Source organism: Niabella soli DSM 19437, from assembly GCF_000243115.2.
GTDB classification, from domain to species: domain Bacteria; phylum Bacteroidota; class Bacteroidia; order Chitinophagales; family Chitinophagaceae; genus Niabella; species Niabella soli.
In genome coordinates this window covers 2,033,916-2,058,910 of the sequence record NZ_CP007035.1, presented here as the reverse complement: position 1 = coordinate 2,058,910, position 24,995 = coordinate 2,033,916, and the positions used below count along the sequence as shown (strand labels likewise).

Here is a 24,995-nt window from a genome sequence, read left to right as displayed (position 1 = left end):
GGCTGTACGTGCCGTAGGAGACCGCCGGTGGGTCTCCTACAACTATTTTAGGGATAAATGTGAGACGTCAAACGTCAAATCTCAGACATTAACCCCCAAACGTCAAACGCCAAAAGTTAAACCTCAATCAGTATTAGCATCGCTGTTATTCCGATTAATTTTCCTATTTTTCTCCAAAATTTTTTGCTGATGAAGAAATTGATATTGCTACCACTAAGCTGGCTGCTGTGCTTTATCGTGTCTGCACAGGTTTCGTTCCCGGTTAATGGCGTGGGAGATCCCCGCACAGGGGTGTATGCATTTACGAATGCGACAATTGTAAAGGATGCTGCCACAATAGTGCGGAATGCTACTATGGTCATTAAAGAAGGGAAAATTGTAAGCATCGGAACGGAAAATGTTCCCAAAGATGCCGTGGTAGTGGATTGTAAAGGGAGTTATATCTATCCCTCCCTGATAGATATATACAGCGATTACGGTATACCCGCTTTGCAAAAACCTGCAGGGGGGGCTTCTTTTTTTGGACCGCAGCAGTTTGCCAGTAATGCAAAGGGCCCCTTCAACTGGAACCAGGCGATCCGGAGTGAAATAAATGCCGTTGATCTTTTTAGCGCCGATGATGCAAAAGCGCAGCCCCTGCGGGAGCTCGGTTTCGGAACCGTGCTGTCGCACCAGAAAGATGGGATTGCCCGGGGCACGGGAGTGGTGGCCACCCTGGCAAAGAAAAAAGAAAATCTGACCATCATAAAAGATAAGGCTGCCGCATTTTATTCGTTTAGCAAAGGAAGCTCCACGCAAAGTTATCCCGGCAGTATGATGGGCGCCGTTGCATTGCTCCGTCAGACCTACCTTGATGGGCAATGGTATAAAAACAAACCGGCGAAAGAAGGCGTGAACCGGTCGCTGGAAGCATGGAATGAGGACCAGCAATTGCCGCAAATTTTTGAAGCCAATGACAAATGGAGCGACCTGCGGGCAGACCGTATTGGAGATGAATTTGGGGTGCAATATATTATCAAAGGGGGCGGCAACGAGTACCAGCGGATCAAAGAAATTGCTGCTACCAAAGCACCGTATATCCTTTCTTTAAATTTTCCCGATGCCCAAAAAGTAGAGGACCCTGCCGATGCGCGTTTTGTGGCCTTAAGCGACCTGGAACATTGGGAACTGGCACCGGGCAACCCGGCGGCCTTTGAAAAGGCAAAGATCCCGTTTGTTATTACGGCTGCAGATCTTAAGGACCCCAAATCTTTTTGGCCCAACCTGCGAAAGGCAATACAATACGGGCTTTCCGAAAAAGCCGCTTTAGAGGCACTCACGGCTACTCCCGCAGCCTTGCTTAAAGTTTCAGATAAAGTGGGCAGTCTGGCGCCGGGTAAGTTCGCCAATTTTATCATTACCAGCGGCAATCTTTTCTCAGAAAAAACCGTGCTCCTGGAAAACTGGATCCAGGGAGACCGGTATGAGATCAACGCAAAAACAAACAACGAAAAAAGCGGTCAGTACCAATTGGCCGTTACCGGTTCCGGCAGCACCCGGCAATATACGCTGGAAGTGAAAAATAATGGACAGGCGACCGTAAAAGACCAGGAGGCCTTAACTACCAAATTTAATTCCGATGGCAGCCTGGTAGCCATCAGCTTTTCTTTAAAACCAGCAGCCAAGACCCCCGCCGGCCAAAAGGATTCAGTTTTTGAAAAGACGCAGGCCGGATACCTGGTACGACTGAGCGGTGTTGATTATGGCGCCACCTGGCAGGGAGTAGGAACGGATGAAAATGGGGCAACCGTTAGCTGGGTAGCTACCCTCATAAAAAATGGCATTACGGGCAAAGATTCAACGCTGGCAAAAAACAATCCGCCATTGGGGAAGGTTGTGTATCCCTTTGATGGGTACGGCAATGAGCAACTGCCGCAGCAGGAAACCATTCTTATAAAAGATGCAACAGTTTGGACCAATGAAGCTGAAGGCCGCCTGGAGCATACCGATGTATTGGTGCGGGCCGGTAAGATTGCACAAATAGGAAAGGGGCTTTCCGTTTCTGATGCAAGAGTGATCGATGGCAGCGGCAGATACCTGACGCCCGGCATTATTGATGAGCACTCACATATTGCCGCTTTCTCTATTAATGAAGGCGCACAATCCGTTACTTCAGAAGTGCGCATTGGTGATAACCTGAACCCGGAGGATATCAATATCTATCGCCAGCTAAGCGGCGGCGTTACTACTTCTCATATTCTGCATGGCTCTGCCAATACGATCGGCGGGCAAACACAACTGATAAAACTGCGCTGGGGTGCGGATGATGAAGGACTGAAATTTAAGGGTGCTGATCCGTTTATAAAATTCGCCCTCGGTGAGAATGTAAAACGTACGGCACAGCCTATGGGAAATACACGTTATCCTGATACCCGTATGGGCGTATACGAAGTATTGAATGATGCATTTCAACGCGCCAGGGATTATGAAAAAGCGCTGCAATCGGGGCGAAAGGATGTACGCAGGGACCTGGAGCTGGATGCGCTGGTTGAAATATTGAACAAGAAACGGTTTATTACCTGTCACAGCTATGTGCAAAGCGAAATATTGGGACTGATCAACGTTGCCGAAAAATATAATTTCAGGGTGAATACGTTTACTCATATACTCGAAGGGTATAAAGTGGCCGACCGGATCAAACAACACGGATCGAATGTGTCTACTTTCTCCGACTGGTGGGCCTATAAGAATGAGGTGCGGGATGCAATTCCTTATAATGCGGCCATTATGCAAAAAATGGGGCTGAATGTATGTATCAACAGTGATGATGCTGAAATGGCGCGTCGCCTGAACCAGGAAGCGGCCAAAACGATCAAATACGGTGGCGTAACGGAGGACGAGGCATTTAAGATGGTTACCTTAAATCCTGCAAAAGCATTGCACATCCAGGACAGGGTAGGTAGTATTAGAACCGGCAAGGATGCCGACCTGGTTTTGTGGAGCGCTAATCCGCTGAGCATTTATGCGCAGGCACTTTATACAATGGTGGACGGTACTATTTATTTTGATCGGGAGAAAGACCAGCAAAAGCAGGCCTACATTGCAACGGAGCGCAATCGCCTGATCCAGAAAATGCTGGCTGCTGCAAAAGGAGGGGCCCCCACGGTTGCCGCAAAGCCCACGCCACAGGTGATACTGCACTGTGAGGATTATGAGCATGCAGGTGGTGTTTTAACTGTTGATGGCTTTGATCTTTAATTATTAAATTCTATTCCAATGAAATTAGTATTATATACTTTGTTTTTCCTTTCCTCTTTGACGGCTGTTGCACAGGATGATATTTATCCTGCAAAAAAACAGGAGGGGGTTATTGTTATTAACAATGGGACCATCCACACCGGTAAAGGAGCTGTAATACAAAAGGGTACCATTGTGATCCGGGATGGGAAAATTCAGAAAGTAAGTGAACAGCCCGAGACGATCAGCGGCGCGACGGTTATTGACGCATCGGGGAAAAATGTTTATCCCGGTTTGATTTTACCCAGCACTGATCTCGGTCTGCGCGAGATCGGCAGCGGCGTACGGGGCAGCAATGATTATTATGAATTGGGAGAATATAATACCGATGTGCGCGCCATTGTGGCGTATAATACCGATTCAAGGATTATCAATACGCTTCGGGCTAACGGGATCCTGCTTGCAAACGTTATGCCCAATGGACGGTTCCTGGCGGGTTCGTCATCGGTAGTGCAGTTAGATGCCTGGACCTGGGAGGATGCTTTGTATAAAGCGGATAATGGAATGGTTTTGAACCTGCCCGAGTTGATAAAGCCGCTGCGCAGTTATGGACCAGCCCCCGCCACAGATCCTGTAAAAGAAGGAATGAAAAAGATTGAAGCATTGAAATCATTTTTTGCAGAAGCAAAGGCCTATGCGAATGCCCCTTCAAAACAGGAAACCAATCTTAAGTTTGAAGCTTTAAGACCCCTGTTTGAAAAGAAACAAAAACTCTTTGTAACCGCCGATATCTCCCGCCAGATCCTGATGGCGATTGACCTGGCTAAAAGATTTGATATCAATGTGGTGATTGTGGGCGGCAGTGACAGTTACCTGTTAGCCGATCTGTTGAAACAGAATAATATCCCGGTTATATTAAATGCATTACATGCGCTGCCTACCCTGGAAGACGACGCCATCGATCAACCTTTTAAAACACCTGCCATTCTCAAAAAGGCCGGCGTTTTATTTGCCTTGAATGATGATTTTGCAGAGGCACGTTATCGTAATCTCGCCTTCCTGGCGGGCACGGCCAGTTCATATGGACTTTCTAAGGAAGAAGCGCTGCAGGCCATTACAGCCGATGCCGCCCGCATTCTTGGAATAGAGGAGCGTACCGGCTCTATTGAAGCCGGCAAAGATGCCAATATTATTATAGCATCCGGTGATATCCTGGATATGGACAAAAGCATTGTTACGGACGCGTTTATCCAGGGAAGAAAGATCAACCTGGCTAATAAGCAAACCCAGTTGTATGAGCGGTATAAGGAGAAGTACAAATTGCAATAAAAAATGGTAATGCCGTTCCTTGCATATTCATGATCTTCAGAGGCCTTAGGGGCCTCTTTTTTTATTAATTCACAATGAATTAGGGCTGATTCTTCTTTTATGTCCAATCGATGCTTTTCTGTAAGTGGCTGAGTGTCATGTCTTGACGCAGGTTAAGTTTTTTATGAATATTAAACAAATGTTTGATTAATTAAACGGATGTTTAATACCTTTGTGGTGGAAATCAGTTAAAAGTGTCTATAGAATTTACACAAAAGCAATTGGAAATTATGGCAGCCGCGGTGAAGCTTTTTGCCGAGAACGGCTTCGAGACGACTTCGGTCCGCGATATAGCAAAAGCTGCAGATGTAAATGTGGCCATGATCTCTTACTATTTTGGTTCAAAGGAGAAGCTGCTGGAAGCTCTTTTTATGAAGCATATAACGACCATCCGGACCAAACTGGAAGCAATAGTTTTTGCCAGTGACGTGGCTCCGGAAGATAAGATTGGTCATATCATCGACACCTATATTGACACCATTGCAGCAAACCGGAATTTTCATTTATTAATGGTACGGGAGCAGGGTATAATGAAAAATCCCGTGATGTACGAAAGTGTACGAAGCATGAAGCTTCAAAATAATACACTGTTGAAGAGCGCTATCAAAGCAGGAGCCAATGCTGGTATTTTCAGGAAGAATGTGGATATGCCTATGTTGTCCATAACCGTGTTTGGCACGATCAACCATGCATTTAATACCCGGAGGTTTTTGTGCGAGCAATACCGCGTGGCCCAGGATAATGAAGAAGAGTTTTTTAAACTGATCATTCCCCGGCTGAAGACACATTTAAAAGCGATCGTTAAAAGTTATCTCCTGGTAAAAGAGTCAGATAAATAAAAAGATAATAGTTCAATATATGAATACAAGAATAACAACCATTGCCGTTTTTTTATCGGTAATAATGGTCTTCAATAATCCTCTTTCCGCGCAGGACATTAAAAAACTTTCTTTAAAAGAAGCGGTGGAGCTGGGCTTACAAAACAGCAAGCATTTAAAGATCGACCAGGCCAAAATACAGGAAGCAACTGCGGCGGTGGATGAGGCCAAAAATCACCAATTGCCCGATGTTAAGGTTACCGGCAGTTATATGCGTCTTACCAATGCGAATGTTGACCTGAAGGCGGCTAAATCCGGCGGCGGAAGTTCTTCGGGTTCTTCAGGAGGCAGCTCGGTTCCAACGATTTCGCAGGCTATGTATGGCATTGCGAACGTTTCATTACCGCTGTATGCCGGAGGGAAGATCCGGTACGGAATCCAATCAGCAAAATACCTGCTGGAAGCGGTACGCCTGAACGAAGGGAACGATAAGAACGCTATAGCCTATAATCTTACAGAGGCGTATGCAAATCTGTTTAAGTCGGCACAGTTGATCGGGGTAATTCAGGAGAACCTGGTCGCTTCCCAGCACAGGGATTCCAATTTCCTGCAATTGGAAAATAACGGCCTGATGGCGCGCAATGACCGTTTAAAAGCGCAGTTGCAAACATCAGATATTGAATTGCAATTACTGGAAGCACAGAATAATAATGCCATAGCAAACGTGAATATGGATCTGTTATTGGGACTACCGGAAAACACGGTTATAGAAGTGGATTCCTCTTTTGTTAATGGGATTACAGAAGCGCAGCCGGTAACCTATTATGAAGCACAGGCCATTCAAAACAGGAAAGATATGCAGGCCCTGGATTACCAGGAAAAGGCCGCGCAAACAGGTATTAAAGCCGCCCGGGCTGATTATTTTCCCAGCCTGGCGTTAACCGGGGGTTATATAGCTGCTGATATTCCCAAAGTGCTTACCATCACCAACGCGATCAATGGCGGTATAGGGGTGCAATACAGCCTGTCCAGTTTATGGAAAACGGGCGCCACCATCCGCAAAGCAAAAGCCCAGGCGCAGGAACTAACGGCCTCGAGGGATTTACTGACAGATAACATCCGGCTGGAGATCAACAGGGATTATCAGAATGCGTTGCTGGCAAAAAAGAAAATTGACGTAAACGCACAATCATTGATACAGGCGGAAGAAAATTACAGGATCACCAAAAATAAATACGACAACAGCCTGGTTACGATAACGGATCTGCTGGACGCTAATGCCTCCTTATTGTCTTCCCGGATCAAATTACTCAATGCAAAGGCCGATGCAGCGCTGGCTTCCCAAAAATTACTGGAAGCTTCCGGTACCCTGATTAAATAAAACTTTTAAGACTATTAATACAAATACAATGGCAAACGAACAAGCAACCACGGTTCAGGAACAATCCAATGAATCGACTCAAAGAAAAAAAAGAAGCCCTATTTTCTTTGTAATACTGGCTTTACTGGTAGTTGTGGGCGGTTATTTTGGAATTAAGGCCTATGTTCACGGGCAGCATCATGAAGATACAGATGATGCCCAGATCACAGCAAATGTGAGCCCGGTGATCTCTAAAATATCTGGTTATATCGCTGAGGTAAAAGTAAATGATAACCAATTTGTACATAAAGGAGATACCCTGGTGGTGCTGGATACAAGGGATCTGAAAATAGCGCTGGAGCAGGCGGAAGCGGCATTGGTAACGGCAAAGAGCAATGTGGCGTCCGCCGAGGCCGGAACTGAAGCTTCCCGCAGAAATATTAACACAGCAAATGCAGCCGTTGCTACCGCAGACGCACAGATTGAAGCCGCAAAAGTAAATGTTTGGCGTACTTCAGAAGATCTAAAGCGTTATGAAAACCTGATCAAGGATCACTCTATAACACAACAGCAATATGAGCAGGCGCTGGCGGCCAAGCAAACGGCAGACCGCCAGTTGCAGGTATTGCAGCAGCAAAGAAACCAGGCGGCTGCGCAAACGGGAGCCGTGAGCTCTCAATCAAAAGCGACATCAAAACAGATCAGTGTTTCGGATGCAATGGAGCGCCAGCGCGCGGTGGATGTGGACAATGCAAAACTCAACCTGAGCTATACCGTGATCGTCGCCAATGCCGACGGGATTGTTTCAAAAGTTCCGGTTCAGGTGGGGCAGTACATACAGGCAGGGGCACAATTATTCAGCATTGTATTAAATGACGAAAAATGGGTCGTTGCTAACTTTAAAGAAACGCAATTGTCAAGAATGGTAACCGGGCAAAAAGCGGAAATCAGCGTAGATGCCTTTCCAAAACATAAATTTGAAGGCACCGTAACGTCCTTTTCCCCCGCAACGGGGTCTGTGTCGGCTTTGCTTCCGGCAGATAATGCCAGCGGCAACTTTGTAAAAGTAGTGCAGCGCCTTCCGGTAAAGATTGAGTTTGCCAATAAAAATGATTCTCTTGTTAAAAAGTTGCGGGCAGGAATGAACGTAGTGGTTGATGTTACGCTTAATTAATGAGAAGTGAATAGTTAATTGTGAAGGAGCAATAGCCTTCGGGCGATTGTTTTCTTTTTCATCTTTTCAAAGTATCAATTTATGGAACAACAGGATTCTCTTGTAGAATATGGTGCACGGCGTGCGATTATTACCATCACCGCCATTATTTGTGCCTTACTGGAAATTGTTGACAGCACTATTGTTAACGTGGCGCTGAATGATATGAAGGGCAACCTGGGTGCTACGTTGTCTGAGGTGGGCTGGGTTATTACCGCCTATGCGATTGGCAACGTGATCATTGTTCCTATGACCAGTTGGCTTTCCCAGCAATTCGGACGCCGGAATTATTTTGCCGTTTCAATCGTTATTTTCACCATTTGTTCTTTCCTGTGTGGAAACGCCACCAGTATCTGGGAACTGGTTGCCTTTCGTTTTTTACAGGGGCTGGGCGGTGGTGCATTGCTGGTTACTTCACAAACTATTATAACCGAGTCTTATCCGATTGAAAAAAGAGGCATGGCCCAGGCCATTTATGGCCTGGGCGTTATTGCAGGCCCCACGCTGGGACCTCCTTTGGGCGGATATATTGTAGATAATTTTAGCTGGCCGTACATATTCTATATCAATATCCCATTGGGGATCATTGCCACGCTGCTTACCTTACAGTTTGTGCGCAGCCCCCGGTACGCGGCTAAAAAAGCAGCACACGAAATTGACTGGCTGGGGATCTTCCTTTTGGCAGTTACAGTGGGCTCCCTGCAATACATACTGGAGCGGGGACATGAGGATGACTGGTTTTCAAGTAAAATAATAGTGACGCTTACCATTTCAGCTATTTTAGGATTGTTCTTTTTCATCTGGCGGGAGCTGACCTATAAGAACCCGATCGTGGAACTAAGAGTGTTGAAGAACGGGAACCTCCGGATCGGAACGATCATGTCCTTTATATTGGGCTTCGGGTTGTATGGCTCTACGTTTATAGTGCCACTCTATACTCAAAGCATACTGGGCTGGACGGCCTTCCAGGCGGGGCTTTTGATGATACCGGCTACGGTGGCAACTGCCTTTATGATGCCGGTGATCGGCAGAATGATCGCCAAGGGCGTGCCGCAGCAATACATGGTGGCAACAGGCCTCTTCCTCTTCTTTATATACAGTTTTTGGGGATATAAAATTATTACACCGGATACGGGCAAAGATGCTTTCTTCTGGATGCTGATCGTTCGGGGGGTGGGGCTTGGATTGCTGTTCATCCCCATTACCACGCTTGCGCTTTCCACATTGCGGGGGCAGGAGATAGGGCAGGGTGCGGCTTTTACGGGGATGATGCGCCAACTGGGCGGTTCCTTTGGAGTGGCAGCGATCACTACCTTTATTGCGAACAGGAATATGTTGTACCGGAACGATCTCGTTTCCAAACTGAATGTAAATGATCTGAATGTACAACAACGGGTCAATGCACTGCAGCATAGCTTTATGGCAAAGGGCATGACGCCCGATGTGGCGCTGCAGTCTGCGCATAAATTGCTCGACTTTACTGTTACCAAGCAGGCTACCGTACTTTCTTACATGGATGTATTTTTATACCTGGGGTTGATGTTCCTTGTATGTATTCCTTTTATTCTCTTTATCCGGAAACGTAAAGGGGCAACCGAAAAAATGGATATGGGCGAGATGATGCACTAGTAGTGAATAGTGATTAGTGAATAGTTAACAGGTTCGTATAGTTTGTTTTTTAAGAATCACGACAATAACCGGTCGTGATTTTTTTTGAGCCGGCCGGTTGAATAATAAATGGTCTTTGCAGATGCCGTATTTTTACAGAAATGGAGAATAAATTTTTGGCCGCCGCCGGGATTATTTTATTGCTGACAATATTGTCTGGTTGTGTTTCTTACCGCAAACGACCCGCCCGTTTATATAATGAAGTGCTGCAAGCAAACAAAACTTTTGATGCCGGTATTGTACCGGGTGTGCCGTTTAAGGATGGTAAATGGGATACGGTAATGAAAGGCCGGGTGATATGGGCAGCGCTGCTTTACAGGCAGGGCATCGTCCGTAATCTTATTTTTTCGGGTAGTGCTGTTTACTCTCCTTACTATGAAGCAAAGATCATGGGTCTGTATGCACAAAAACTGGGCATACCCGAAGCGCATATTTTTTATGATCTGAAAGCGGAGCATAGCACGGAGAACGTCTTTTATGGATACCAGGCCGCCCGCAAACAGGAATTCAGGAGCATTGCCCTGGTTACAGATCCCTTTCAATCTTCATTATTGAAAGGATTTACCAGAAGACGGTTCGGGACGAGAATTGTTCATATTCCTTTTGTGATCGATTCATTAAAAAAATATAATCAGGTCGAACCGGATATTGACCCGGCGCCGGCGCGGGCGGAGAATTTTAAAGCCATACAGGAGCGGGAAGGTTTTTTCAGGCGTATCCGCGGCACCCTGGGCGCTTTTATTCCCTGGTCTGATAATAAACGAAAAGAACCCGCTCTGTAGGAAGTTTCCTTTCTCTATGCAACAGGCTCTTCCTGCCGGGTAAAACTGTATAGCAGATAAAACAATGCGGGCAGGATAAAAACACTTCCGGCTAATAAGGCAATGGCAAGGGCCCGGATGCTTTTATCGGAGCCATGATGGATCAGTAATGATAACCCTTCCGAGTCTTTTAGATTGATCAATACCGGGTAGTGTTCATAAGTGATGGCAACGAGCAATAGGGTGATTTGTGCGCCGGCAATAATACGCAGCCATTTTGTAGACTGACGAAACAGCGAAACCCACATCCATGCAAGCGAAACCACGGCGAGGAGCACACAGGTAAAACTTACCGGGTTGCCGAAAAGCCAGTGTGTCAGGGGAACTCCATCTTTGAATGCTGCCAGCAGTACCAGCGCAGCGGCAGTTAATGCTGCAATGCTCATGTGTTTGGCTTTGGTTATAAAACGCAGCCGGTCCGCCTCGGTTTTTGTTTCTCCGATAATAAAGATCGCGGCAAGGAAGCCGCATATGGTTACCGTGAATACGCCAACAGCCACCTGGAAAAATCCCAGCCAACTGAAGATATAGGCCTCTACAAAGCTAGTTGCCTGCAAGTTGATCTTTCCGGAAACGGCACTGCCTGCAATAATGCCCAGGAACAAAGGCGTTATCACGCTGGAATACATAAATGTTTTTGAATAGATGCCCTGCATACGGTCTTTTACCGCATCATAATTCCGGAAGCTGAAAGCCGTGCCACGGGCAACGATACCCAGCAGCATGATGGCTAAAGGAATATGGAGATAAACAGATAGGGTTGAATAAATAACCGGGAAGCCTACAAACAATACCACTATGGCAATGATCAGCCACATATGGTTCGCTTCCCAGATCGGACCGATGGCGCGGTACATGACCGTCCGTGTTTTATCCTTGCTTTTTTGCGTGGAAAAAAATTCGAGGATCCCGGCACCAAAATCAGCGCCGCCCATCAAAACATACAGCAGCACCGCTGCCCACAAATAGGCCATTACGATATAGAGCATTTCATTATTTATTGTTTATTGTTTTTGGTTTGTTGCTGACTTCGGACGTCAAACATCAAATTTTTATGATACATCATACAATTGCCCCACCATCTTTACCTGCCGGTATAATAAAAACACGACTATTATACTTAATGAAAAATAAACCGCCGTAAAGATGTAAAAAGAATAAACGATTCCCGGCATCGGAGTAACCGCATCACGGGTACGCATAATGCCGTAAATGATCCAGGGTTGCCGGCCTACTTCTGTTACCGTCCATCCCGCTTCAACCGCCAAAAAACCCGCGGGTGTGGCCAGCGCAAATAATTTCAGCAGCCACCGTTTCTCCAGCCATTTTTTCCGTTTCCACAAGGTGAAAAAATAAAACACAGCGATCAGGAGCATCAGCATGCCAATGGCCACCATGGTCTGAAAGGCATAGTGGGTGATGGCTACGGGCGGCCGGGAGTCTTTTGGAAATGCATCCAGTCCGGTAACCGGCGTGCTAAAGTCACCATGCGCCAGAAAGCTGAGCGCGCCGGGAATTTTTATCGCGTAACGCACCGTTTCATTTTTTACATCCGGGATGCCGCCAATAATTAAACCGGCTTTTGCTTCTGTTTTGAAATGGGCTTCCATGGCCGCCAGCTTTTCAGGTTGCCGTGCGCCCACATTTTTGGCGGAAATATCCCCGCTTAGCGGTTGCAGCACAGCACCTACGCATGCAAAAACAGCAGCAATGCGGAAGGCCTTTCTGTGAAAACGGATATTTTTTCTTTTTAGGATCATGAAAGCATGCACCCCCGCAACAGCAAAACCGGTAGCCGTAAGCGCCGCCAGGATCATATGTAGCGCCTGAGAGAACCAGGCTTTGTTGAACATAGCTGCAATGGGGTCGATATTAATATACTGCCCGTTTACATAATCAAATCCTGCCGGGCTATTCATCCAGGCGTTGGCGGCTACCACCAGGATCCCGGATAGCAATCCACTGACGCCCACCACGACACCTGTCCACCAGTGAAACCATTTATTAAAACGGTTCCATCCATACAAATAAAATCCCAGTGCGATAGCTTCAATAAAAAAGGCGGTGCCTTCGAGGGAAAAAGGCATGCCGAAAATAGGACCGGCGTGCTTCATAAATTCCGGCCACAATAGCCCCAGTTCAAACGAAAGCACGGTGCCGGAAACGGCTCCCGTTGCAAAAAAAATGGCGACGCCCCGGCTCCAGGCGCGGGTTACATTCCGGTAAACCGGATCGCCGTTTTTCAGCCATTTGTAATGCGAAACCGCCATAAAGAACGGCATGATCATGCCGATGCAGGAAAAAATTATGTGGAAACCCAGCGAAAGTGCCATCTGGGACCGTGCTGCAATAAAGTCATCCATAATATATGGATTGGTTTAAAAATGAACCGTAGGTCAACGGTACTTGCAAAGATAGTTCAACCATGTCATGAAACCAATCGGACAAATTGGGGGAATGTTTTCTGGTCGCACAGGTCCCCCATGTCCCGTTGGAAAATAGAAGCACAGCAGTTGAACGGAGCGACGCAAGAGAGCTTAATAGAAGTACCGGAGTTGGGCCAATAATAGATCATAAATCAGAAATACGCCGTATCTTTGCAAACTATGACACAGGAAAAATTACAGGATATGCGGTCCCGCGTTCTCGGGGTAAGGAGGTTTCTTTGACGTCGAGAATCGTCAGCAGAAAATAAATGAAGATAAACAGCTTTCTCTAAGTCCCGGTTTCTGGGACGATAATCAGCGTGCCACAGAAATTTTAAAAACACTTAAGACGAATGAATATTGGATGGATCTGTTTCATAAAGCAGATGCAGCGGTAGAAGATTTTGCTGTGTTATTTGATTTCTGGAAGGCGGGCGATGCTACCGAAGAAGAAACCCAGGAGGCATACGACGCAGCGTTGGGTATTTTGGACGATGTGGAATTTAAGAGCACATTGAACGAACCGGAAGATGAATTGCCGGCGGTGTTGCAGATCAATTCAGGTGCCGGTGGAACCGAAAGCCAGGACTGGGCCGAAATGATTGCCCGGATGTACCGGATGTACGGTGAGAAGCAAGGCTGGAAAATAACCGAGCTGGACTGGCAGTGGGGAGATGGAGCTGGTATTAAAACGGCCACCCTTCAGTTTGAGGGGCCCTTTGCCTATGGATTTTTAAAAGCGGAAAGCGGCGTGCATCGCCTGGTGCGCATTTCGCCCTTCGATAGTAACGCCCGCAGGCACACTTCTTTTGCGTCTGTATTTGTATATCCGCTGGTGGATGATACCATCGACATCGAAATAAAAGATTCCGAGGTAAGAATGGAAACAGCCCGTAGCGGCGGCGCCGGCGGACAGAACGTGAACAAGGTGGAAACGAAAGTATTCCTGACGCATATTCCTACCGGCATCGTGGTAGTTTGCCAAACCGAACGCACTCAGATGGGCAACCGCGAAAAAGCCATGCAGATGCTGAAAAGCCGCCTGTATGAAGAGGAGCTGCGTAAACGGGAAGAGCTGAAGAACGCCGCCAATGCCAATAAGAAAAAGATCGAGTGGGGCAGCCAGATCCGCAGTTATGTGTTTCATCCGTATAAAATGATCAAGGACCACCGTACGGATTATGAAGTAGGCAATGTGCAGCCGGTGATGGACGGGGAGCTGGATGGTTTTATAAAGGCGTATCTGATGCAGAGTAAAGAAACCGTTTAATAATCTAAAGTGTCAAGGCGCCACATTTTCAAATTAAAAAAATTTCAAATCTTCAAATTAAAATAACATGCACCAGGGATCATTTTCTTATCCTTTACCTGCTAACGAACCGGTACTGAATTATGCAACCGGAAGTAAAGAGCGGGAAAATTTAAAAGCCGCGATTGCTTTGCTAAAAAGCGAAAAAACGGATGTACCCATGTATATCGGCAGTGAAGAAGTGCGCACTTCAAAAAAAGAAGCTTTGCGCCCACCACACGAACATAAATTTGTACTGGGCCATTTTTCCATTGGTGAGAAAAAACATGTGCAACAAGCCGTGGATGCGGCTTTGACGGCAAAAAAAGGGTGGGAGCAAATGACCTGGGAAAGCCGCGCTGCTATCTTTTTAAAAGCTGCAGATCTGATTGCTACCAAATACCGCGGGCACATGAACGCCGCTACTATGCTGGGGCAAAGTAAAAATGCGTACCAGGCAGAGATTGACAGCGCTTGCGAGCTGATCGATTTTTTGCGTTTCAATGTGCATTTCCTGAGCGAGATTTATAAACAACAGCCGGTAAGCAGTCCGGGTATGCACAACCGTGCGGAATACCGGCCGCTGGAAGGGTTTGTGCTGGCCATTACCCCCTTTAACTTTACTGCTATCGGAGGCAATCTTCCTACTTCGGCCGCTATGTGCGGTAATGTAGTGGTTTGGAAACCGGCGCATACGCAGATCTATTCTGCTCAGTTTTTCATGCGCATTTTAAAAGAAGCAGGCTTGCCGGACGGGGTGATCAATCTTATTTATGTAGACGGTCCCATAGTAGGAGATGTTTGTTTCAATCACAGAGACTTTGCCGGCGTACATTTCACCGGCTCTACAGGCGTGTTCAATCATATGTGGGAAACCATCGGTAAAAATATCCCTAAGTACAGATCTTATCCGCGCATTGTAGGAGAAACAGGAGGCAAGGATTTTGTAATTGCTCATAAAAGTGCCGATGCCGATGTAGTGGCCACTGCGTTGTTAAGAGGGGCTTTTGAGTTCCAGGGGCAAAAATGTTCCGCTGCCTCAAGGGCGTATATCCCTTCTAACCTTTGGAAAGAAGTGAAGCAAAAATTAGTGGAAGGAATTAATTCTTTCAAAATGGGAACGGTAGAGGATTTTAGCAATTTCATCAATGCCGTGATCGATGAAAAAAGCTTTGACAAGATCAGGGCTTATATCGAGAAAGCAAAGAAAGACCCCAAAGCATCGATTGTAGCGGGTGGTGTTTGTAATAAAAAAGAAGGTTATTTTATTCAGCCCACGGTTATTGAAACAAAAGACCCGAAGTATGTGACGATGTGTGAGGAGATCTTTGGGCCGGTACTTACGGTGTATGTGTACCCCGCTAACCAGTTTGAAAAAACATTGGAACTGGTGGATAGTACATCTCCTTATGCACTTACGGGATCAATTATTGCTACCGATCGTGCGGCGATTGAATTAGCTACCAAACGTCTTTCCAATGCGGCGGGCAATTTTTATATTAATGATAAGCCGACCGGTGCGGTAGTGGGCCAGCAACCCTTTGGCGGCGCCCGTGCGTCGGGAACCAATGATAAAGCGGGCTCTATTCTGAACCTGTATCGCTGGTTGAGTGTGCGGACCATCAAGGAAACGTATAATCCGCCGGTGGATTACCGGTATCCGTTTATGTCGGAAGAGTAATTTTGTTCAAGGTTTAATGTTCAAAGTTCAATGCACGTTAAACCTTAAACTTTGAACTTTGAACGTTAAATCTTTCTAATTGAAACAGATTCTAAAACCCGAAGAAATAGCCATCACCATCAAGCGGCTGGCGCAGCAGATCACGGAAAATCATGCTGATTTTTCAAAGGTGGCGCTTATCGGGCTGCAGCCCCGGGGTGTTTATTTGTCGGACCGTATTTATAATGAGGTTTGCAAACTGGTAAAAGGAAAAATTGATTATGGCCGGCTGGATATTACCTTTTACCGGGATGATGTACGCAACGAGTTGCATACGGCCAATAAGACCGATATTCTTTTTTCAATAGAAGGGAAAGAGGTGATCCTGATTGATGACGTGTTGTATACCGGCCGTACCACGCGTGCGGCTTTTGACGCGTTGCTGGATTATGGCCGCCCCAAAAAAGTAGAGTTATGCGTACTGATCGACCGCAGGTTCACCCGCGAATTCCCCATTCAGGCCGATTATGTGGGTAAATACATCGACTCCTTTGAAACCCAAAAAGTACTGGTGCGATGGAAAGAGAACAACGATAAGGACCAGGTGACGATGACGGAAGGATAGAATAGTCTGGTTGCTGAATGTAAAGCTAAAGCGCGGGAGTTCCTTTCGCGCTTTTGTTGTATAAATGGATGACTTGACTGGCAAGGTCTGTACGTTTTTCGCTGGTAGTCATTTTCGGCCCCGGTAAAACAGGTCCGCGAAATCTGTCAGTACTGAAATGTTATCCACCTCTGGATAACTCATCTTTTCCATCTCCTGAAATCTTTTTACATTTGATCGGTTCGCTCACTATCGGCTGAGCGGCTTTATATAAAAGGATTTGATCAATGGCAAAAGAAACACTAGCACCGAAGACAGGAGCTGAATATAATGAAGACAGTATTAAAAGCCTCGACTGGAAAGAGCATATTCGCCTGCGTCCGGGGATGTATATTGGAAAATTAGGCGATGGCAACAGCCCGGATGATGGTATTTATGTGCTGGTGAAAGAAGTAATGGATAACTGTATTGATGAATATATGATGGGCTATGGGAAAACCGTTGAGCTTTCTATAAAAGATCATACGGTTACCGTTCGGGATTATGGCCGGGGCATTCCATTGGGAAAAGTGGTGGATGTGGTGAGCAAGATCAATACCGGGGCTAAATACGATAGCCGCGCTTTTCAAAAATCGGTAGGTTTGAATGGGGTGGGTACCAAGGCGGTAAACGCCTTGAGCACTTATTTTAAAGTAACGGCTTTCCGCGACGGTAAGGAAAAAGGAGCGGAGTTTGAAAGAGGCGTGCTCACCAACGAAAGCAAAGAATTAAAGACCACAGGCGACAACGGCACGCTGGTCACCTTTACACCCGATAATACCATTTTTAAGAATTTTAAATTTTACCCGGAGTTCCTGGAAAACCTGATCTGGAACTATTGCTTCCTGAACGCAGGACTTAAAATTATCTTTAACGGGAAAAGCTATGTAAGCCGTAACGGCCTGCTGGACCTGCTGCAGCGCAAGACCAATGAGGATGAAATACGCTACCCGATCATTCACCTGAAAGGAGAAGATATTGAAGTGGCCATTACCCATGGCAATGATTATGGCGAGGAACTCTACAGCTTTGTTAACGGTCAGCATACCACCCAGGGGGGCACGCATCAGCAGGCCTTCCGCGAGGCGTTTGTAAAAACCGTCCGTGATTTTTACAAGAAAGATTATGAAGCCTCTGATATCCGTGGCGCCATCGTGGCGGCTGTAGCGGTGCGTGTAGTAGAGCCGGTTTTTGAAAGCCAGACCAAAACCAAGCTGGGCTCACAAAATGTGGATATCAACGGCCCAAGCATGAAACAATTTGTGGGTGATTTCCTGTCAAAAGCGCTGGATGATTTTTTACATAAAAACCCGTCTACCGCTGATGCCCTGAAGAAAAGAATTGAACAAAGTGAGCGGGAACGGAAAGACCTGGCGGGCATTAAAAAACTGGCGAATGAACGGGCTAAAAAAGCCAACCTGCACAACCGCAAATTGCGGGATTGCCGGTTTCATTTAAATGAGGAACCGCCTGCAAAAAATAAAGAGGAGTTTATTGCCAAACAAAATGAAACCACCATTTTTATTACGGAGGGGGATAGCGCCAGTGGTTCCATTACCAAGGCACGGAACGTGGAAACCCAGGCGGTGTTTAGCCTGCGGGGGAAGCCGTTGAATAGTTTTGGCCTGACCAAAAAAGTAGTATACGAAAATGAAGAGTTTAATTTGCTGCAGCACGCCCTGAATATTGAGGAGGGAATGGAAGGGCTGCGTTTTAATAATATTGTTATTGCCACCGATGCCGATGTGGACGGCATGCACATCCGGTTGCTGATTATGACCTTCTTTCTGCAGTTCTTTCCGGAGCTGGTAAAACAGGAAAAAGTATATGTGCTGGAAACGCCTTTGTTCCGGGTGCGGGATAAAAAAGAAACGATCTATTGTTACAGTGAGGCCGAAAAAAAGGCGGCGATAAAAAAATTATCCGGCAAGCCGGAAGTGACCCGTTTTAAAGGGTTGGGTGAAATCAGTCCCGATGAGTTTTCGCAGTTTATTGCCGGCGATATGCGCAAACAATTGATGCGGGTAGAGCAGGGCGACCATATTCAGCAATTGCTGGAATATTATATGGGGAAAAACACTATGGACCGGCAGGAGTTTATCATTGATAACCTGGTGGTGGAAATCGATCAGGCAGAGGAAGAAGCAGTTGCATAATCAGGAATCAACTCAATAAATGCAAACATGCTGATTCGCGGAGCTTCTTCGCAATGTTTCTCTTTTCTGCCATTAATCTGCGCCATCCGCGGAAATTTCATCTTATAATGAACCGGCATCAAAAATATTCCTCTTGCCGGTCAGTGAAGACACTGCCCGCGGGGTGGCAATGGTTTGTGTCCTCACAAACCACTTACGATTACGCATCTTAATAAAATTGATTCCGGCTCATTATTATCGCTACCCGATTTGACGTTTATTCCTGCAATCGTTTCACCGCAGCTTGGGGCACGGCCATCACTTTTCGAAGTGTATAATCAAAACAGATCATCCCCGTTTTCGCATAAACGACGGGAATTCTTTTCCCGTCCGCTTCCTTTTCAAGCAAATAGTACAGGTCAAACCCTGCGCGGTGAAAATCACCCGCGGCTACCGACGCAAAAATCGTATCGCCCCTGAACACTTCGTTTTTAAATTCGATGGCCACATCGGTCATAATCAACCCAGCACCTTCAATAGCAAATTCAGTATAACCCAACTGATCCAGGAACTGCACCCGTGCTTCATGGATCATGCCCAGCAAACTGTCGTTACCGGCATGTCCGCCATAATTAATATCGGTAACCCGCACCGGAATGGTGCAGACAAAAGAAAAGATTTGCGGTAACGCTACTTTTATTCTTGCCATATTTTTATGAGGTCGGCTGTTGCGGTACTATCAGCAGCCTTGCGTCGCACGCTTCAGCAGCACAATAAAGCCTGGCTTTTTGGTTCCTTTCCGAAAATGAGTTCAATGTTGCTATAACCTTTTTCTAATCGGCATTTGCCAGATCCAGCAGGTCAAGAAAGGTATCGGGGGTTACCGTTACCGGCGCATTGGCCACTTCCTTTTGCCATTCCTGTATTTGGGTGGTACATTCTGAACCGGCAGTTTCCCCGGAAACACAATCGGCTATATTTCCCAAATTTTTCGACATCCGGACCACATTTCCGTCCTCCGTCATCAGCATGATATACCGTCCCTGGATGGCTTTGTTTTTTTCGATGGTAGTATGATAGGTGTGCCCGGTAGCCGTCATGATCTGCGTGGGCTGGCCAGGTGTTTTTTCACGTTGAGCAAATAACGGGGCATCTTCCTCAGACGAATCTGTTCCGGCTTCATTTTGCGGTGTTGTGCTGGTGCCTTTAGGAGTAATGGCTGCCGGTCCGCTATCTTTTTTGCCGCTGTTCAAAATGGCCAGGCCGGCTGTCCTGTTTTTTGCTGATTTTTCCAGCAGATGAATGGTGGCAAAACAAAGCAGGCCTACAACGCTGGCTGCTACGGCATAACGTGCCCATTTAAAAGAACCCGTTTTTACAGGAGCCGGTTTGGCGGCAGCTACTTTACCGGGCAACGCCGGTTCAATTTTTGACCAAACAGCCGCCGGCGGCACTACGGCCATTTGGTTTAATTTTTCTGAAAGCTGGTCAAAATCATTATGTGCGTCAAGCTCATCAAGGATGGCATTCCACACAGCGGGGGGCGGTGGCACATCAATGCTTTCCAGCTTCCGGGCCACAGGTGCCAGTTGCTGCAAGTCATCCAGTTCGCCGGCTATATCCTTCCAGGCTGTAGCCGGCGGAGTAACTGCAGCTTCCTGCAGCTTCCGGGCAACGGCGGAAAACTGTTGCTGTTCTTCCAACGAACCGGCAATGCGTTCCCAGGCGTCAGCCGGCGGCGTTACCTGGTAGTCATATAGTTTATGTTGCCTGTTCATTGTTTAATGTTTCTGTTTTATCCTTGTTCTCAATATATTTTTTAACCAGATCCTGTAAAATGGCTTTTGCCCGGGATAGCTGCGATTTGCTTGTGCCTTCACTAATGCCCAGCATATCACCGATCTCCTTGTGGGAGTAGCCCTCTACTACATACATATTAAATACCGTGCGGTAGCCGGGCGACAATTGGGTGATCAGTTGTAATATATCCTTTTCAGCTAATTCATCCAGTACGGAAATATATTTTCCTTCAATTGTATTTTCTTCCCTTTCTGTAACCGGCTGCAGGTATTTCTTTCTCCGGAAATGTTCAATAGCCGTATTTACAAAAATGCGGCGTACCCATCCTTCAAAGGACCCGTCACCCCTGAAACTGTCCAGCTTTTTGTAAACCTTTATGAATGCGTCCTGCAAAATATCCTGAGCTTCATCAGTATTTGAAGCGTAACGCAAGCATACGGCATACATCTTTGGGGAAAAACGACGGTACAACTCTTCCTGCATTCTCCGGTCGCCATCAATGCACCCTTTAATTAAGTCGCTGTCTGATATATTATGGTTGCTTTCAGTGCTCAAAGTTTTTAAATTTTTTATTAAGTCGGGGTTTTAACGTTAACAGGTTTACAAATTTAAAGGTTGATAAGGACGTCCTTGTTAACTTGTCAACCTATCAACCTGCATACTTTCTTTCAAATATACCACCAGTTTTTTAACGGCTTTCTTCCGGTGGCTAAATTCCTGTTTTTCTTCTAAAGACATTTGTCCGAAAGTTTTATCGCTGCCATCGGGAATAAATACCGGGTCGTAACCAAATCCATTGGTTCCCTGTGCTTCTGTGGCGATCCGGCCGGTGCAAATGCCTTCAAATTGCAGTTCTTTTGCATTGATAATGAGCGATATAACGGTTTTGAAATGAGCCGTTCGCTGCTGGGTGTCTTTGAGCAGGTGCAGCAATTTATCTGTATTGGAAGCATACTCCGGCTCGCCATCCGCAAAACGCGCGCTTTTTACCCCCGGCGCGCCATCTAATGCCGTTACCATCAAACCACTGTCTTCGCTGAAGCAATTTTTCCCGGTCATTTTATGAATGACCGTGGATTTTTCCGTCGCATTTTCTTCCAGGGTATCAAAAGGCTCCGGGATGTCTTTCAAAATCCCGGCTTCTTTAAGACTAATGATTTCAAACGCTTCCGGTAATGCCTGGCGGATCTCCCGGACCTTATTTTCGTTATTGGTGGCAAAAATGAGTGTGATCATAAATTGAATATTTTTTTAAAGGCGGTCCAAAGCTGCATTTTAGCCGGCTTGTCGTCTTTTAGCGCATCAAGGGTGGGAGCGTGCATAACCGTATATCCGGAAAAATTTTGCACCTGGTAAAAAGGCGTTTCAAAAGGAAACCCAAAGCCGGAAGCCGTTACACCAAATAAGAGCACGGTTTTGCTTTCAAAATGTTCCAACAATTCCTGGTATCCCGTTTCCCGGTAATTACTCCGGTTAATAATAGCAACATCGTTGGGTCCCAATTTGCAGGCATTCAGCATTTGCGATAAAAACTCAAAAGCCACATCGGGCAAATGGAGGTCGGTGGCATAATCCACTACCACGGTAATGTTTTTATTATTGCCGCCTAATGATTTCCAGTCGGGGGAGGTCTTTTGTAGAAGAGGAGCACTGCTTTCTTCAATGACCCCTGTGTCCTCCATCAGCGGTTGTGATACCTGCGGCGCTGCCGTTTCAATCCCGTCCGTACTAAGGGACAGAGACCTGGGGTAGAGCCGGGCCACTAATGACGCAGATAGGTCAATTTTATTTAAACTCATGTTATCATTCATTTTTTGTTGAACCCAATAGCACATCCTACTACTTCATAGGAGCGTTCTTTAAGATATGTTTTTGTTATCATTTAAATAATTCTATGTGCCTATGTGGTTCAAATACTTTCCGGGTTTTCGTATCTTCGCTACAAGAATCCCGAAGGGTATCGGGATCAAAAATAATATTTTATGGTGGAAGCGATGAGTATACCGGTAACAAAAACCGGTCACAGTAATCTGGACAAGGTGGATTTTAAGCACCTGGGTTTTGGCAAGTATTTTTCGGATCATATGCTGGAAGCGGATTATGTCAATGGTGAATGGACCAATGTCAATATCCGCCCATACCAGGCGCTCGGTTTTCTCCCGGCGCTGTCTGTGCTGCATTACTCCCAAACTATTTTTGAAGGACAGAAGGCCCATAAGGATGAAAAGGGCAATATCCATATTTTTCGTCCGCATGAAAACTGGAAGCGGATGAACCGCTCGGCTGAGCGCCTGGCGATGCCACAGGTGCCCGAGGAGATCTTTATTGACGGGATGAAGCAACTCATCGAACTCGACAAGGATTTTATCCCTTCCGGCTATGATGAATCCCTGTACATCCGGCCCTTTCTTTTTGCAACAGAAGAAACCCTGGGGGTTAAAGAGTCTTCTTCTTATAAATTCCTGATCATTACCGGACCGGTTGGCTCCTATTTTTCTGCGCCGGCCCGCATCTATGTGGAAGAAAAATATACCCGTGCGGCTCCCGGCGGTACCGGCGCTGCCAAGACCGGCGGTAACTATGCCGCTTCTTTATTGTCTTCTGCAGAAGCAAAAAAACAAGGATACGACCAGGTATTGTGGATGGACGCGCTGGAACATAAATATGTACAGGAAGTGGGCGCCATGAACATTATGTTTATGATTGGTGATACTATTGTTACGCCCGACCTGACCGATGGCACTATTTTAAATGGTATTACCCGCATGAGTTTGATAGAAGCTTTTGAGGAGAAGGGCTATAAGGTGGAAGAACGTAAGGTTTCTATTGATGAACTGGTGGAAGCCTACAGAACCGGCCAGTTGAAGGAAGTGTTCGGTTGCGGTACGGCAGCTACTATTTCCCATGTTAAGGAACTGAAATACAAAGATCTCGTAATGGAATTTGATGTGGATAGCATGAAGGTATCTGCAGATATGAAAAAATATTTGCTGGATTATAAAGAAAATCTGCATGGCGATCCGCACGGATGGCTGGAGAAGGTTTAGCGTTTCAGGTTCGGGGTTTGATGTTTGATGTTTCTCGTTTCCCGTTTGACATGGGGCGTTCGGCCTTCGGCATTTCAGATTTATAGTTTGACGTTCCCGTTCCACGCAGTAATTTGATTAAGCAGCTCATAATGAAACAGATCTGGTATAAAAGCCCGGTCTGTTTTTGTAATTATATGAAAAACAGATGATTATATATTCTGCAGCACAAGTGAGTAACACAAGAAAGTTGAGCAGGATTACTGCAGCCGGTTCAAAAAAATGGGGCCGTGCAGAAAAAGTGAGAATTATTTTTGAAAGTTCAGGTACAAATGTTACCTTTGCCGTCCTAAAATTAAAGCATTAAAGAATGCCTACTATTAATCAGTTAGTTCGTAAAGGAAGAGAAATTATAAAAGCAAAAAGCAAATCCAGGGCTTTGGACCAATGTCCGCAGCGCCGTGGCGTTTGTACCCGTGTGTACACTACTACTCCTAAAAAGCCAAACTCTGCGCTGCGCAAAGTTGCGAAAGTGCGTTTGACAAATAAGGTAGAGGTGATCGCCTACATTCCGGGTGAGGGGCATAACCTGCAGGAGCACTCGATCGTTTTGATCAGAGGAGGTCGTGTGAAGGATTTACCGGGTGTACGTTACCACATTGTACGGGGTAGCCTGGATACTGCCGGTGTAAAAGACCGTAAGCAGAGCCGCTCCAAATACGGAACGAAAAAAGCTAAGAAGTAATTCTCAGCGATCAGACATTAGATTTTAGATATTAGAAATAAACTATAAGAGATGCGTAAAGCACAAGCCAAGAAACTTCCGTTAGCACCGGATCCTAAGTTCAACGATAAACTGGTTACCCGTTTTGTAAACAACCTGATGTGGGAAGGTAAAAAAAGTGGCGCGTTCACTATTTTTTACGATGCGCTGGATAAGGTGGCAAAACAAACCAATGATGACGGGTACGAGGTTTGGAAAAAAGCGTTGGCTAATGTAACGCCTGCTGTAGAAGTACGCAGCCGTCGTATTGGTGGTGCAACTTTCCAGATTCCTTCTGAAGTACGCCCCGATCGTAAAATTTCATTGAGCATCAAATGGCTGATCCGCTACAGCCGCGACCGTAACGGCCGCAGCATGGCTGATAAACTGGCTAACGAAATTGTTGCTGCCAGCAAGGGTGAAGGTGCCGCTTTCAAAAAGAAAGAAGATACCCACCGTATGGCTGAAGCAAACAAGGCGTTTGCACACTTCAGAGTATAACCTGAACTTATTGATTATAGGAACCCTGCCGGATGGCGGGGTTTTTTGTTTTGGTGCGGGAGGTTTCACACGGCGGCGCAATGGAGCAAAGATGCAGCGGTTATTTCACGCGATGGCAAAGGGGCGAAGGCGCGAGGGGTCTTAGCTTCACGGCTTCGCAGTGATTATTCTTTCCGTGTATTCAGTGGCGTTTATTCGCACAACGACGCAATGAGGCAAGAACACGTGGACTGTAATAGCTGTATGGTTAATAAGGCTTCGGTTTGAGTGTTCACGGCGCTGGAATAAC

21 protein-coding genes are annotated in these 24,995 nt (G+C 46.2%); 14 read left to right on the top strand and 7 right to left on the bottom strand.

Annotated elements, in window-relative coordinates:
- Positions 1 to 189 precede the first annotated feature (189 nt).
- The 7 genes from NIASO_RS08795 to NIASO_RS08765 all read left to right on the top strand — a co-directional run bounded on the left by NIASO_RS08795 (position 190) and on the right by NIASO_RS08765 (position 10,425).
- Positions 190 to 3,237: an amidohydrolase family protein gene (locus NIASO_RS08795; protein ID WP_008584277.1), complete on the top strand. Its 3,048-nt coding sequence runs from the start codon at positions 190 to 192 to the stop codon at positions 3,235 to 3,237.
- A gap of 18 nt (positions 3,238 to 3,255) precedes the next feature.
- Complete coding sequence (locus NIASO_RS08790; RefSeq protein ID WP_008584279.1) at positions 3,256 to 4,545, top strand: amidohydrolase family protein; 1,290 nt, start codon at positions 3,256 to 3,258, stop codon at positions 4,543 to 4,545.
- Between the two features lie 233 nt (positions 4,546 to 4,778).
- Positions 4,779 to 5,423, top strand: a complete 645-nt coding sequence (locus NIASO_RS08785) for a TetR/AcrR family transcriptional regulator (RefSeq protein WP_245605246.1) — start codon at positions 4,779 to 4,781, stop codon at positions 5,421 to 5,423.
- A gap of 19 nt (positions 5,424 to 5,442) precedes the next feature.
- On the top strand, positions 5,443 to 6,783 hold the full coding sequence (locus NIASO_RS08780; RefSeq protein WP_008584283.1) for a TolC family protein: 1,341 nt from the start codon (positions 5,443 to 5,445) through the stop codon (positions 6,781 to 6,783).
- 28 nt (positions 6,784 to 6,811) lie between these two features.
- Entirely contained in the window at positions 6,812 to 7,936 is a 1,125-nt protein-coding gene (locus NIASO_RS08775) for an HlyD family secretion protein (protein ID WP_008584284.1), read from the top strand.
- 81 nt (positions 7,937 to 8,017) lie between these two features.
- Positions 8,018 to 9,604, top strand: coding sequence for a DHA2 family efflux MFS transporter permease subunit (locus NIASO_RS08770; RefSeq protein ID WP_008584286.1), 1,587 nt, complete (start codon positions 8,018 to 8,020; stop codon positions 9,602 to 9,604).
- 140 nt (positions 9,605 to 9,744) lie between these two features.
- Positions 9,745 to 10,425: a YdcF family protein gene (locus NIASO_RS08765; protein ID WP_008584288.1), complete on the top strand. Its 681-nt coding sequence runs from the start codon at positions 9,745 to 9,747 to the stop codon at positions 10,423 to 10,425.
- Between the two features lie 14 nt (positions 10,426 to 10,439).
- On the opposite strand, the gene NIASO_RS08760 is transcribed toward NIASO_RS08765, so the two are convergent.
- Positions 10,440 to 11,453, bottom strand: a complete 1,014-nt coding sequence (locus NIASO_RS08760) for a cytochrome d ubiquinol oxidase subunit II (RefSeq protein ID WP_008584290.1) — start codon at positions 11,451 to 11,453, stop codon at positions 10,440 to 10,442.
- A gap of 63 nt (positions 11,454 to 11,516) precedes the next feature.
- Positions 11,517 to 12,827: a cytochrome ubiquinol oxidase subunit I gene (locus NIASO_RS08755; protein ID WP_008584292.1), complete on the bottom strand. Its 1,311-nt coding sequence runs from the start codon at positions 12,825 to 12,827 to the stop codon at positions 11,517 to 11,519.
- Positions 12,828 to 13,070: 243 nt separating this feature from the next.
- Between NIASO_RS08755 and prfB the strand changes: the two genes are divergently transcribed.
- From prfB to NIASO_RS08735, 4 genes are all read left to right on the top strand, one after another.
- Positions 13,071 to 14,160, top strand: a protein-coding gene (gene prfB / locus NIASO_RS08750; protein ID WP_157547217.1) for a peptide chain release factor 2 whose coding sequence is annotated in 2 segments (ribosomal slippage) — positions 13,071 to 13,130 and positions 13,132 to 14,160 — 1,089 coding nt in all. Because the reading frame shifts where the segments join, the coding sequence is not laid out codon by codon here.
- A 67-nt stretch (positions 14,161 to 14,227) separates the two neighbouring features.
- Positions 14,228 to 15,859, top strand: coding sequence for an L-glutamate gamma-semialdehyde dehydrogenase (gene pruA / locus NIASO_RS08745; protein WP_008584297.1), 1,632 nt, complete (start codon positions 14,228 to 14,230; stop codon positions 15,857 to 15,859).
- Positions 15,860 to 15,938: 79 nt separating this feature from the next.
- Positions 15,939 to 16,463: a bifunctional pyr operon transcriptional regulator/uracil phosphoribosyltransferase PyrR gene (gene pyrR / locus NIASO_RS08740; protein WP_008584300.1), complete on the top strand. Its 525-nt coding sequence runs from the start codon at positions 15,939 to 15,941 to the stop codon at positions 16,461 to 16,463.
- A 266-nt stretch (positions 16,464 to 16,729) separates the two neighbouring features.
- A complete protein-coding gene (locus tag NIASO_RS08735) occupies positions 16,730 to 18,637 on the top strand; it encodes a DNA topoisomerase IV subunit B (protein ID WP_008584302.1) in 1,908 nt (635 codons plus the stop codon).
- 256 nt (positions 18,638 to 18,893) lie between these two features.
- Here the strand turns inward: NIASO_RS08735 and NIASO_RS08730 are convergent, their stop codons facing one another.
- The 5 genes from NIASO_RS08730 to NIASO_RS08710 all read right to left on the bottom strand — a co-directional run bounded on the left by NIASO_RS08730 (position 18,894) and on the right by NIASO_RS08710 (position 22,215).
- On the bottom strand, positions 18,894 to 19,325 hold the full coding sequence (locus tag NIASO_RS08730) for an acyl-CoA thioesterase (protein ID WP_008584307.1): 432 nt from the start codon (positions 19,323 to 19,325) through the stop codon (positions 18,894 to 18,896).
- 124 nt (positions 19,326 to 19,449) lie between these two features.
- A complete protein-coding gene (locus NIASO_RS08725) occupies positions 19,450 to 20,394 on the bottom strand; it encodes a hypothetical protein (protein WP_008584309.1) in 945 nt (314 codons plus the stop codon).
- Entirely contained in the window at positions 20,378 to 20,971 is a 594-nt protein-coding gene (locus NIASO_RS08720) for an RNA polymerase sigma factor (protein WP_008584311.1), read from the bottom strand. The genes NIASO_RS08725 and NIASO_RS08720 overlap by 17 nt, the downstream gene beginning before the upstream one ends.
- Positions 20,972 to 21,049: 78 nt before the next feature.
- A complete protein-coding gene (gene rdgB / locus NIASO_RS08715; protein ID WP_008584312.1) occupies positions 21,050 to 21,652 on the bottom strand; it encodes an RdgB/HAM1 family non-canonical purine NTP pyrophosphatase in 603 nt (200 codons plus the stop codon).
- Positions 21,649 to 22,215, bottom strand: coding sequence for a hypothetical protein (locus NIASO_RS08710; protein ID WP_008584313.1), 567 nt, complete (start codon positions 22,213 to 22,215; stop codon positions 21,649 to 21,651). Before NIASO_RS08710 ends, rdgB begins: the two co-directional genes overlap by 4 nt.
- Before the next feature lie 183 nt (positions 22,216 to 22,398).
- Between NIASO_RS08710 and NIASO_RS08705 the strand changes: the two genes are divergently transcribed.
- The 3 genes from NIASO_RS08705 (at position 22,399) to rpsG (ending at position 24,706) form a co-directional block, all read left to right on the top strand.
- Positions 22,399 to 23,463: a branched-chain amino acid aminotransferase gene (locus NIASO_RS08705; RefSeq protein WP_008584314.1), complete on the top strand. Its 1,065-nt coding sequence runs from the start codon at positions 22,399 to 22,401 to the stop codon at positions 23,461 to 23,463.
- 349 nt (positions 23,464 to 23,812) lie between these two features.
- Entirely contained in the window at positions 23,813 to 24,187 is a 375-nt protein-coding gene (gene rpsL, locus NIASO_RS08700) for a 30S ribosomal protein S12 (RefSeq protein WP_008584315.1), read from the top strand.
- A 51-nt stretch (positions 24,188 to 24,238) separates the two neighbouring features.
- Complete coding sequence (rpsG, locus tag NIASO_RS08695; RefSeq protein ID WP_008584316.1) at positions 24,239 to 24,706, top strand: 30S ribosomal protein S7; 468 nt, start codon at positions 24,239 to 24,241, stop codon at positions 24,704 to 24,706.
- Positions 24,707 to 24,995: the final 289 nt, after the last annotated feature.